Source organism: Sulfurimonas sp. (assembly GCF_026196735.1).
Classification (GTDB): domain Bacteria; phylum Campylobacterota; class Campylobacteria; order Campylobacterales; family Sulfurimonadaceae; genus Sulfurimonas.
In genome coordinates this window covers 16,246-28,622 of record NZ_JAPHUF010000008.1, presented here as the reverse complement: position 1 = coordinate 28,622, position 12,377 = coordinate 16,246, and the positions used below count along the sequence as shown (strand labels likewise).

Annotated in this window: 12 protein-coding genes; 7 read left to right on the top strand and 5 right to left on the bottom strand. The window is 35.3% G+C overall.

The window, feature by feature from the left end; all coding sequences use genetic code 11:
* Positions 1–127: 127 nt before the first annotated feature.
* The 4 genes from OQK60_RS05390 to OQK60_RS05375 all read right to left on the bottom strand — a co-directional run bounded on the left by OQK60_RS05390 (position 128) and on the right by OQK60_RS05375 (position 3,998).
* Complete coding sequence (locus OQK60_RS05390) at positions 128–889, bottom strand: energy transducer TonB (RefSeq protein WP_297684872.1); 762 nt, start codon at positions 887–889, stop codon at positions 128–130.
* Positions 890–946: 57 nt separating this feature from the next.
* Positions 947–2,122, bottom strand: a complete 1,176-nt coding sequence (locus tag OQK60_RS05385) for an ammonium transporter (protein WP_297684870.1) — start codon at positions 2,120–2,122, stop codon at positions 947–949.
* A 132-nt stretch (positions 2,123–2,254) separates the two neighbouring features.
* Positions 2,255–2,593 (bottom strand): P-II family nitrogen regulator, encoded by a 339-nt coding sequence (locus OQK60_RS05380; RefSeq protein ID WP_297684868.1) that lies wholly within the window; start codon positions 2,591–2,593, stop codon positions 2,255–2,257.
* Between the two features lie 151 nt (positions 2,594–2,744).
* Positions 2,745–3,998, bottom strand: coding sequence for an ammonium transporter (locus tag OQK60_RS05375; protein ID WP_297684866.1), 1,254 nt, complete (start codon positions 3,996–3,998; stop codon positions 2,745–2,747).
* A 246-nt stretch (positions 3,999–4,244) separates the two neighbouring features.
* Here OQK60_RS05375 and OQK60_RS05370 point away from each other — a divergent pair, with 246 nt between their 5' ends.
* Complete coding sequence (locus tag OQK60_RS05370) at positions 4,245–4,430, top strand: hypothetical protein (RefSeq protein ID WP_297684864.1); 186 nt, start codon at positions 4,245–4,247, stop codon at positions 4,428–4,430.
* A 74-nt stretch (positions 4,431–4,504) separates the two neighbouring features.
* Positions 4,505–5,578: a hypothetical protein gene (locus tag OQK60_RS05365; RefSeq protein ID WP_297684862.1), complete on the top strand. Its 1,074-nt coding sequence runs from the start codon at positions 4,505–4,507 to the stop codon at positions 5,576–5,578.
* Positions 5,579–5,654: 76 nt separating this feature from the next.
* Here the strand turns inward: OQK60_RS05365 and OQK60_RS05360 are convergent, their stop codons facing one another.
* Positions 5,655–6,566, bottom strand: a complete 912-nt coding sequence (locus tag OQK60_RS05360) for a hypothetical protein (protein ID WP_297684860.1) — start codon at positions 6,564–6,566, stop codon at positions 5,655–5,657.
* Positions 6,567–6,711: 145 nt separating this feature from the next.
* On the opposite strand from OQK60_RS05360, the gene gyrA reads away from it, so the two are divergent.
* Genes gyrA through OQK60_RS05335 form a run of 5 tightly spaced genes read left to right on the top strand, consistent with a single transcriptional unit; the run spans position 6,712 to position 12,377 of the window.
* Complete coding sequence (gene gyrA, locus OQK60_RS05355; RefSeq protein ID WP_297684858.1) at positions 6,712–9,204, top strand: DNA gyrase subunit A; 2,493 nt, start codon at positions 6,712–6,714, stop codon at positions 9,202–9,204.
* A 44-nt stretch (positions 9,205–9,248) separates the two neighbouring features.
* Positions 9,249–9,818 carry an LPP20 family lipoprotein gene (locus OQK60_RS05350; protein WP_297684856.1) on the top strand — a complete coding sequence of 190 codons (570 nt, stop codon included), beginning with the start codon at positions 9,249–9,251 and terminating at the stop codon, positions 9,816–9,818.
* Positions 9,767–10,177, top strand: a complete 411-nt coding sequence (locus tag OQK60_RS05345) for a hypothetical protein (RefSeq protein WP_297684854.1) — start codon at positions 9,767–9,769, stop codon at positions 10,175–10,177. Before OQK60_RS05350 ends, OQK60_RS05345 begins: the two co-directional genes overlap by 52 nt.
* 11 nt (positions 10,178–10,188) lie before the next feature.
* The gene (locus tag OQK60_RS05340; RefSeq protein ID WP_297684852.1) at positions 10,189–11,337 is read left to right on the top strand and encodes a sigma-54 dependent transcriptional regulator; all 1,149 of its coding nucleotides are present in this window, start codon (positions 10,189–10,191) and stop codon (positions 11,335–11,337) included.
* 8 nt (positions 11,338–11,345) lie between these two features.
* Positions 11,346–12,377, top strand: a complete 1,032-nt coding sequence (locus tag OQK60_RS05335; protein ID WP_297684850.1) for an aspartate-semialdehyde dehydrogenase — start codon at positions 11,346–11,348, stop codon at positions 12,375–12,377.

Sequence of the window (12,377 nt, the reverse complement as noted above, 5' to 3'; positions counted from 1 at the left end):
TATAAAAACTTTCATCTCATGCTCCTTATGCTTTGATACTTATATGGTAGTATCATTATGTCAAGCGCAGATGGATAGTTACTTAACAGTTTCTTGACAATTTAATGATTTGTAAGAATAAAATGCGTTATTTTAAAGCATAAGCGATGGGAACTTGGATAGTTATCTCATTTTGCGGTTTTGGGAATTTTCCTGATAGGTTTTTTATAGTTTTTATAGCTGCTCGACTTAAAATATCACTATTTGATTTTATAATTTCAACATCATAAACCTTACTATTCATGCCTAAAGTAAATTTAACAGTAACCTTGCCTGTTATGTTTCTTTTTCTGGCACTTCTTGGATAATATAGGTTTTCTTGTAAAAGTTGGGCTATTTTTTGTGTGTTGATTTGAAGGTACTCTTTTACTTGCTCTTCTTGCATTTGTTCTTGACTTTTTTCTACTGGCTCTTCTATTATCTCTTTAGCCGGCTCTTGTTTAACAATATTTTCATTAACAATTGCTAGTTCCTCTGGAACTTCTTCTACAAAAAACTCTTCAATCTGTTCAGGCTCTTGAACTTTTACATCTTCTATCTTTTTTTCAATTGGTGTAGGAGCCTCTATTTTTTCCTTTGGCATAGAAATTTTTTTTGGTTTGGGCTTTGGTTTTTCAACTTTTTTTTGTTTTTCAACTTTCTTTTGTTTTTCAAGCTTTTTTTGGTTTTCAACTTTTTTTGCTTGGAGCGGTTCTACAGAAGCTACGAGGTCACAAAGTTTTAATGGTATTTTTTCATCACACTCCGTTTTTGCAATTGAAGAGTAATTTTTCCATATAAAAAATATTGCAAATATCAAAACAAAATGAATAATTATAGATATAAGAAGTGAATTGCTATGTCTTATCATAAGAGAAATAGTAACAAAAAGATTGTTACTACTTTGTTAAACACAAGGGGGATAGTTTTAAATAGACCTTTTAAACTCAGGGTATGCTTCAAGACCACACTCATTAATGTCCATACCTTCAACTTGGTCATCATCTTGTGCTCTAAATTTAGAAATCTTGTTTATAAGATATAAAACTACAAATGAAACACTAAACGCAAAAACTGCTACAACTACAACACCTTTTAACTGAGATACAAAAGAGATACCATCTACAAATATCCCTACTGCCAAAGTTCCCCATATACCGTTTACCAAGTGAACAGAAAGAGCACCAACCGGGTCATCAAGACGAAGTTTGTCAAAAATCGGAACAGCAAATACAACCAAAAATCCGCCAACTAATCCGATTAAGATAGGAGTATACATGTCATAAAGATCAGGTCCTGCTGTAACAGCAACTAAACCGCCTAATGCACCATTTAAAATCATCGTAATATCTAATAGTTTATATCTGAAGTACATAAGTAAACCGGCAATTATTGCACCGGCTAAACCAGCCGTATTTGTGTTCATTATAGTTTTAGCAACTGTATTTGCATTCTCAACACTAGAGATTGAACCGACACTACCACCGTTAAACCCAAACCATCCTATCCAAAGCAGCAGAGCGCCAAGGACAACTAGCGGAATATTTGAAGCTGGAATCACTTTGATTTTATCACCAACATAACGGCCTTTTCTTGAACCTACAATCATAATAGCCGCTAAAAGCGCCCAGCCTCCGGTAGAGTGGATAACAGTCGACCCCGCTAAATCATACATGTCAATATCTAAAAGCGTGCCTGCAAGAAAGTCAGCACCCCAAGAAACATTCACAACCAATGGATAAATAACAGCACCCATAACTACAGTAAACATTGCCAAAGGGATTATACGAACACGCTCACTTACACCGCCACTCATAATATTGACTGTTTTACCTACAAATGCCATTTGAAACATAAATGCTGCCCAAATACTGCTCGTATCACTTTCCCAGCCACCAAAAGCAAGTTCGTAACCGACAAGTAAAAACGCTAAAGAAGCAACAGCATAAATCATTACATTTATTGTGAGAACTGCAGAAACATTTTTTGTGCGAACTAAACCAGCCTCTAGCATTGCAAAGCCCGGAACCATAAAGATTATTAGAACCATTGTAAAGAGTGTAAAAAAAGTGTCGATGATGTATTTAAAATCTGCTTCTAACATGTAGATATCCTTCTAAAATTAAGTGATGATTATAGCTTAGAAATTGTGCAGGATTTTTTTTAGTTGATTAGTTTTTAATCAGTCATTAAATTTTAAGAGGAGCCAAAGGGAAGAGTTCCTTTAGCTGTAAAGTTATATGGCTTCGTTGTCAGTCTCACCGGTACGAATACGGATAATTTGTTCTATATCGCTAACAAATATCTTACCATCACCAATCTTACCGGTTCTAGCAGCTTCAACGATTGTACTGGTAATTTGCTCAACCATATCATCGCTAACTATCATTTCCATTTTGATTTTTGGTAAAAAGTCTACTACATATTCAGCTCCGCGATAAAGCTCACTATGACCTTTTTGACGACCATAACCCTTAACTTCACTAACTGTCATACCATCAATTCCGATTTCAGATAAAGCATCTTTCACATCTTCTAATTTAAATGGTTTAATAACTGCTTCTATTCTTTTCATAATTGTTTCTCCAATTTAATTTTAGCATTTTAGCTATTTTTATACTTTATTGCAACTTTAAAATATTTGTCTATCTTCTACTCCCAAAGGGAGTTAGCTTCAGTCACCACAGCGGTGCAAGCGAAGTGAAATGGGCTTTGCTCATTTCATGTTATAAATTAATACTTTTTTCACCGTGAACTGTTTCATCAAGCCCACGACTCTCGCTCTCTTCATCAACTCTACCACCGCCAGTTATAGCTGAAGCAATAAAGTAAACGATAGCCGTCACAACACCACTATATACTATAGTCAAACCAATAGCTTTAAGTTGACTTACCAGTTGAGAAGCCATATTATAGTTTTCGGCCATTGCATAATCAGCAATAAAAATAGCAGTAGCGATTGAGCCCCATATACCAACTAAACCGTGAATCCAAAACGCATCTAAAGAGTCATCAACTTTGAACATAGTCTTAAGTTTAGAAACACCATAGAAACCTAAAGCACCGCCTACAAGACCGATAACAATCGCACCCTCAACACCGGCTGTACCTGCAGCAGGAGTTATTGCAACAAGACCGGCAACAGCACCGGAAGCACCACCAACTAAAGTAGCTTTTTTGTAGACTAACCACTCAGCACTCAACCATCCGATAACACCAAGAGAGGCGGCAACATTTGTAACTAAAAATGCAGATGCAGAAACACCGTCAGCAGCTAACTGAGAACCGGCATTGAAGCCAAACCATCCAAACCACAGCAATGCAGCACCAAGCGAAACCAATACAGGAGAAAAAGGTTTGATAGCAACTTTACCATAGTCTTTTCTTCTGCCCAAAATCATCGCAACAACAAAACCTGCAACACCCGCATTTAAGTGAACAACAGTACCACCGGCAAAATCCATCTCGCCGAAGTAAAGTGTTTCACCACCACCCCATGCCCAGTGTGTAACAGGTGCATAAACAGCAACTATCCATAGTGCAGCAAACACCATAAATGTAGAGAACTTAACTCTTTCAATCATAGAACCGCTTGCAATTGCAACAGCGATAGCTGCGAATGTTCCTTGAAATGCAACAAACAATAGCTCAGGGATAGTACCGCTTAAAGTATCTGAAGTAATTCCAGACAACATAACCTTACCGGTACCGATAAAATCACCCTCACCAAACGCGATTGAGTAACCAGCTAATACCCATACTAAAGAACCAACTGCAAAAGCACCCAAACTCATACTAATAGTATTTATAACATTCTTAGAACGAGTAAGACCTCCATAAAACAAAGCAAGTCCAGCAGGTGTCATCAACATAACAAAAGCCGTTGCGACTAACATCCAAGCAGTATCACCACTACTTAAAGTGTCTTCAGCAAATACTAGAGTTGGTAACGCTAACAAAGCGAGTAAATATCTCTTCATAAATCATCCTTATTATTTAACTGTACAAATTATACAAATTAAATGTCAGGTATTTACCAGAAAAATGATTAAATATTAATCACTTGCCACTATTGTGGCATTATTGCTAAAAAACATAAGCTTAAGCTTGTCTTAATATTGCTATTACTATAATTTTTACTTATGAGTAGTGTTATTTTGTTCATAATTTTTTCTTATGTACATTGTAATTCCATTCATAATATTTTTTTATACTAAGGACTTATTATGAAAAGATTTTCAATGAAGAAAATCATAGCTATCGTTGGTTTATCTATACTATGTATTACAACTGTTGAAGCTAATCCTGCTTTTGCCAGACAAGTGGGGATGGACTGTGCAGGATGTCACTTTCAGTCAATGCCAAAACTCAACTCTTTTGGTAGAGAGTTTAAGATGCAGGCTTTACTATGACAGGCGGACAACAAGAGCTTAAAAGTGAAACTAGCGGAGGCCTATCTCTTCCTTAACATTTAGGTATTAGTGTCGTGCTTAAAGCTCGTCATGTTGATAAAAATAGTGATACTCCTGGGGATGATAATTCACTTTCAGAAATTTTTGATGAATCTGCACTTTTAATTGGCGGAAAAATTTCTGACAACATTGGGGGATCATTTGAAGTAGCTAACGGCGCTAATGATGTAGTTCAAGCAGTAGATGTAAACGGTACTACTGTTCCTGGTAGTTATGTAAGTGAGGGCTCTGGATTAGGATTTAGTGGTAAACTGACATTTACAAAACCTTTTAGTATTGGTCGTCTTGGTATAACCTTGTTCAATACAGATGCCTTAGGTGTGTTTTCAGGAACAGAAATTTACTCATCAGGTCTGTTTAGACCTATTCGTCAGTTCGAAAATCGTAACAAAACAAACATCTTACAAAAAACTGGTGTAGGTAATGGATCTGCTTCTGGTGCTCAAGCGTATTATTATGGACATGGTTTATACGCTACTGCTGGTCAATATGTGCCTGGATATGGTCAATCTATCGATGTAGAAACAGAAGGCTATAAAACTTTTGCAAGAGCAGCTTATGAGTTTAATCTTGCAGACTTTACTATTGCTGCTGGCGGTTATTATATAGGAGGAGATGTTATAAATCCTGTTGCTCAAGGTCAGCTAGTGGGTGTAGTTTGGACAACTGATGCTAATTCTTTAGATAGAAAATCAAATGGTCTTGATATGCAAATAGAAGGTGCCGTTAGTGGAATGTCATTGATGGTAACAGGAGCTATTGTACTTAACAATGAATACACAGAAGGTGGAATCATAGGAGCCTCAAAAATGGAAGATACTGGTTACTCATTTGATGCTCAGCTAAATATTCTTAAAGATATAGGGGTTAAAGTAGCTTACTTATCTAGTGAATTTAAAGATAAAACATTAAACCTTACTGATGATCAATCAATCATCTCTGGAGGTGTAGAATATAATGCAGCACAAAATGTGCGTTTTGTTCTAGAGTATTCACATACCAAGTATAGTGGTAGTGAAAATACTCCTGCTAATTCAAATAGAGACACAGATGGTGATCTTCTTTTAATGGCAATGGTTGCATTTTAATTCATAAAATGTTAAAAACATCACTGCAAAGGCAAGCCTTTGCAGTGATTAATCTCACACTCTAAATATCTATCTTTTACTCTTGATAATGCTTAAAGTCAAATCTATTTTTCAACTTTACAATATAGTTACCTCTCCCGCTGTTTTTGATATATGATGCTTCCTCTTTTGATTTGGAGTAATTATAAACCTTGCCATTAAAAAAGCCATTTTTCATCTTACCTTTTAGCTCCACAGATACACCATTATCTGCTTTAAAATATATAACACCTCTTCCACTCATTAAACTATTTTTGCAAGACCCGCTCCACCTCATACTATCCCAATAATCAATAGATGTTGATATGGTTAAATTTTTTTCAACTAATTCTTTTGGATAAAAACCTATGCAGTTGTTTGATCTGATTAAACCGTTTGGAGAGTAACCTCTAAATTTCTTTTTGATAATGCCAATTCTATTTTTTGCAATAAGAGCTCGATCTGACTTTGGATACTTTTTTACAAATTTTTGTAATGCTTTTTTGTTAAATCCAGCTTTTTTTAACTCATATTTTTCTTCTTTTGACCTGTCTATAATCTTTATTTTTTTCAACTTTACATCTAAAGCTGTATCACTATCTAAATATATCCATTTTTTATATTTTTTAAATCCTATTTTTGTCACTTCGATATGGTATTTTCCCTTTTTAAGAGGTATACAGTCTCTATATACAGGTTTAATATTTAAAATTCTAACTCTGGCGTTAAATGGAACATCAACGATTAAATTGTAACTATCTTTTTCTTTTTTACATTTTTGTATTGGGGTTAATTTAACTATTGAAGTCTTATTTTGATCATCGCTCTTTTTGATTTCTATCGTCTTGACAATAGCCTTCTTTTCTTCTTTAACAACGACTTTTTCTTTATGACTTGAACAAGCGGTAAAAAATAAACTTACCGTTACAACACCTATTATAAAACGACTGCCAATTTGTATAATCCTCAAAAATTTACCTTCATAATTTTTATAAGCAATAGTAACACATATACTTTTAATTGAATGTTATTTGTAATTTGTATATTTTTTTCATTTATCTTAAGGGACAATCAGCTATTATAAGTGAAATTAATTTTTAAAGTTAGGTGTATAAATGGGCGATTTGCTAAACAATGATGAAATACAAACTATAAATATAGAAGAGACACTTTCAAATAGTTACCTCGATTACTCTATGAGTGTAATCGTAGGTCGTGCACTTCCTGATGTTCGTGATGGGCTTAAACCTGTTCACAGAAGAATACTTTATGCAATGGATAAACTAAACCTTTCACACGGGTCAAAGTTCAAAAAATCAGCTCGTATCGTCGGTGATGTTATTGGTCAGTACCACCCTCATGGTGATACGGCAGTTTATGATGCATTGGTTCGTATGGCTCAAGACTTCTCAATGAGAATGCAACTTGTTGATGGTCAAGGAAACTTCGGTTCTGTTGATGGCGACTCTGCAGCAGCGATGAGATATACAGAAGCTCGTATGACTAAATATGCCGGAGAACTTCTAAAAGATTTAGATAAAAACACCGTAAACATGATAGACAACTACGATGGAACCACTAAAGAACCTGATGTTATGCCTACTCGTGTTCCCAACCTTCTTATAAACGGTTCATCCGGTATTGCTGTCGGTATGGCTACAAATATTCCTCCACATAATCCAAAAGAGATTCTAAACGGCCTAAAGGCACTTTTAGCAAATCCTGATATTGAACTTACAGAGATTATGGAACACATAAAAGCTCCTGATTTTCCAACCGGCGGTATCATTTTTGGTAAAAAAGGCATTACTGACGCTTATGAAACCGGTCGCGGTCGCATAAAAGTTCGTGCAAAGACTCACATAGAGCAAAAATCTAAAAAAGAAGTTATTGTTATTGATGAACTCCCTTACCAAGTAAACAAAGCTCGCCTTATAGAAAATATAGCGAACCTTGTAAAAGACAAGATGATTGACGGTGTTTCAGAAATTCGTGATGAGTCTGACCGTGACGGTATGAGAGTTGTTATCGAACTTAAGCGTGATGCAATGAGTGAAATTGTTCTAAACAACCTTTTCAAACAAACTAGCATGCAGACTACTTTTGGTATCATCATGCTCTCAATTTTAAACCAAGAGCCTAGAATCTTTGGAATTATAGATATTTTAAAATACTTTATAAATCACCGTAAAACAATTATTATTCGTCGTACGATTTTCGACCTTGAAAAAGCTAAAGCTAGAGCGCACATCTTAGAAGGTCTTAAAAAGGCAATAGAAATTATCGAAGAAGTTATTAGAGTTATTCGTGCTTCAGGAAATGAAGAAGATGCCAAAAATAACTTAGTCAGCGAATTTGACTTTAGTGAAATTCAAGCTTCAAGTATCGTTGCAATGAGACTTGGTCGTTTGACAGGTTTAGAGATTGAAAAAATTGAAAATGAACTCGCTGAACTGATTAAACTCATAGAGTACTTAGAATCAATCCTTAAAAGTGAAGAAGTTCTTCACGGAATTATTGATGAAGAATTTGATGAAGTACTTGCTACTTATGGCTCAAATGAAAGAAGAACAGAGATTGAAGATGACTATGATGATATTGATATCGAAGATTTAATCCCAAATGAGCCAATGGTAGTTACTATCACTCACAGAGGCTATATAAAAAGAGTTCCTCTAGCATCTTATGAAAAACAAAAACGCGGCGGTAAAGGCAAAACTGCTGTTACTACATACGAAGATGATTTTATAGAAAGATTCTTTACATGTAATACCCATGATACACTTCTATTTGTAACAGACCGTGGTCAACTACACTGGTTAAAAGTTTATAGAATTCCTGAGGGAAGCAGAATTGCTAAGGGTAAAGCAGTTGTAAATCTTCTTAATCTTGTAGCTGGTGAACAGATTCAGTCAATTAACCCAACAACAGACTTTAGTGAAGAGAAATCTTTAGTTTTCTTTACTAGAAAAGGTGTTGTAAAGCGTACAAACCTAAGTGAATTCTCAAACATTAGAAGCAATGGTGTAAAAGCTATCAACCTAGATGATGATGATTCAATTATTACGGCAAAAATCGCAGATAAAGATATCAAATATCTTTTCATAGTGACTAAACTATCTCAATGTATAAAATTTGACATAGAAAAAACTCGTGACCAAGGTAGAAATACTAGAGGTGTCAGAGGTATTAAATTTAAACATGCCGGTGATGAAGTAATCGATGCAAATATTATTGCAAATGATGAACAAGAAATTTTAATGGTTGCTGAAAAAGGTATAGGTAAACGAACTGATGCCGGTGAGTATAGACTTACAAATCGTGGTGGTTCCGGTGTTATAGCTATGAAGATGACTCCTAAAACCGGTAAAAACATTGTTGGTTGTCTAATGGTAGATGAGACTATGGACATGATGGCACTTACAAAAGCAGGTAAGATGATTAGAGTAGATATGCAAACCATTTCTAAATCAAGCAGAAATACATCTGGTGTCTATATTGTTAAAGGTGATGATGTTGCTAGTGTTTCAAGATGTCCTAAAAAACCGGAAGAAGAGGACGATGAAGACAGCGGTGAAGAAACAACCGGTCAAGGTGAGTTGGTATAGTTGTTGCTTTAACTACGATATCAAATCATGTTAAGGGATAAACCATGAAATATACTATGTTACTTGTAGCACTTTTAAGTGCTTCTTCACTTTTTGGAGCAAACCAAGTTCAAACAGTAGACACTAAAGCAAATACTGAGCTGGCTCAAGCTAAAGCTGAAGCAGCTCAAGCTAAAGCGGAGGCAGCACAAGCTAAAACTGAAGCAACAATTGCAAAAGAACAACTTGCTCAAGCTGACATCGCTTTAGAAAATGCAACCAAACCTGCAGGTGCTATTGATGTTGAAGAAGTATTACAAGAGAATGCTACTATGCACATATCTGTAACAGGTCAAGGTGTTGCACCGATGAACACATCTTCACCGGCTCAAGCCTATGCCCTTGCAAAAAGAGCTGCGATTGCAGATGCTTATAGAGCAATTGCTGAGAAAGTAAAGGGTGTTCGTATTGATGGTCAAGATTTAATCAAAAACATGATGGTTAAAAGATCAACAATCCGTACTTCTGTAAAAGCAATGGTTAGAAATGCCAATATTGTTGAAACAACTTTTAAAGAGGGGCTATGCGAAGTAGAGATGGAAATCGTAATTTCTCACTCAGACTTTGCTCAGTAATTCTTTTTAGCTCACTTGCTTTAAATGCAGGTGAGTACCTTATATCTTACCGCTATGTAGTAAAAAATGCTACACTTTTTAATGAAAAACTTCATATTTCCAAAGCGATGAAACCATGCTCTGGAGAGCCTCAAAGAGAACTTATCTTAGAAAACTCAACTGATGGAAATTTAAAAAAACTAATCTCTCAAAACAGTGATGAATTTCTAGAATATATTCATAAACTTGACCTACATGTACAACATGAAGAACAAACAACAAATCTACAAAATAAATTTACAACTATCTTGACCATGAAGACAACTTGTTTCAAAGTCGATTTTAATGATAATTTCGCTATAATCGCACCTTTAAAATAAGGTGTATATTAGTGAAAATTGCAATAGTTGAAGATGATATTAATATGAGAAAATCTCTTGAAATCGCTATGAGCGATTATCAAGAATTTGAAATCAAAACATTTAAAAATGCAAAAGATGCACTAAAAGCTATTGATGATAGTTTTGATTTAATCATTACAGATATAAATATGCCCGGAATAGACGGCATTGAATTTGTAAAAACTTTAAACGGCAAATTTGAAGTAATCATCATGACCGGAAATGCAACACTTCAACGGGCAATAGAGTCTATACATCTTGGTGTTAAAGATTTTTTGCTAAAACCTTTTGATGTAGATACTTTGGTCGCTGCCATTAAAAGAGAAGATAAAATTCAACAAGTGAAAAAAACACTTCCAAAAGCTAAAACTAAAAATGCTTCAAATGGCTTTCTAGGAACATCAAAAGCGCTGGAGTCACTTTTAAATATTACAGATAAAGCATGTAAAACTGACGCAAGTATCTTGCTTTTGGGAGAAAGCGGTGTAGGTAAAGAGGTCTTTGCTTCTTATGTACACGACAACTCACCCAGAGCGAAAAAACCTTTTATAGCTATCAATATGGCAGCTATTCCCGAGAACCTCATCGAGAGTGAACTTTTTGGATTTGAAAAAGGTGCTTTTACTGATGCCAATGAAGCAAAAGCCGGACAGTTTGAGCTGGCTCAGGGCGGAACACTGTTTTTGGATGAGATTGGCGAGATGCCTTACGGTGTTCAAGCAAAACTTCTTCGTGCTCTGCAAGAAAAAGAAGTAAGAAGGCTTGGCTCTTCAAAATCAATAAAAATTGATATAAGAGTAGTCTCTGCAACAAATGCCAATCTAGCTGATAAAATAAAAGAAGGAGAATTTAGAGAAGATTTATACTACCGTTTAAATACTATTCCTCTAAATATTCCACCTTTAAGAGAGAGAAAAGATGAGATACTGCAGATTGCTGATGCAATGATTGAACAAAACTGCAAAAAGTATGATTTTGAACTAAAAACTTTCAGTAACGAAGCCGAGAAACAACTTTTGGCATACAATTGGCCTGGAAATATCAGAGAGTTAATCTCTGTGGTTGAGAGAGCTGTTATACTAAGTGAAAATTCTGAGATAACAGCAGATGAACTTTTTTTACAAAATAGATTTAATTAAGGAAAAAGATGAAAAAATATAATGTAGCAGTAGTTGGAGCAAACGGTGCTGTTGGTGAAGAGATATTAACAATTTTACAAGAAATAGATTTTCCACTCAATAAGCTAGTCCCGCTTGCAAGTTCTAGAAGTGCTGGGAATACGGTAGAGTTTAACGGCAAGGATATAGTTATACAAGAGCTAACAGAGGATATCTTTGTTGAGCAAGACATAGAAATAGCTCTTTTTAGTGCCGGTGGAAGTGTGAGCGCAAAGTTTGCACCGTACGCTGTTAAGGCTGGAGCTGTTGTTATTGACAATACATCTCACTTTAGAATGGTTGATGGAATCCCTTTGGTTGTTCCGGAAGTAAATCCTGAAGATATTACAAAATGGAAAGACACTGGAATCATTGCAAACCCTAACTGTTCAACTATTCAAATGGTTCAAGCACTTAAACCGCTTGATGATGCTTATGACCTTTTAAGAGTTGATGTTAGTACATACCAAGCTACTTCCGGAGCTGGAAAAACAGCTATGGAAGAGTTAGTTACACAGATGCAAGACTTTTTTGCCTTTAAGCTTATTGATTCAGAGCATAAAGTTTTCAATCAACAAATTGCTCTAAATGTAATCCCTCAAATTGATGTTTTCATGGATAACGGATACACCAAAGAAGAGATGAAAATGGTAAATGAAACCACAAAGATTATGCATAAAGAGATTGCTCTTAGTGCTACATGTGTTCGCGTACCTACACTTCGCGGTCACGCAGAATCACTAACTCTTACTTTTGCTAGTGAAGTCAATGCCGATGAAGCAAGAGAAATTTTAGCAAAAGCTCCAAATATTATTATTTTAGACAAGCCCGAAGAAGCTCTTTACCCTATGCCTGCAACTTGTGTTGACATGAATGAAACTTTTGTAGGTCGTATTAGAAATGATAACTTTTCTAAAAACATGCTTCACATGTTCGTCGTTGCTGACAATCTAAGAGTTGGTGCAGCTACAAATGCTGTAAGAATTGCCCAAAAATGGGTAAAAATTAATGAAGAGAGCTAA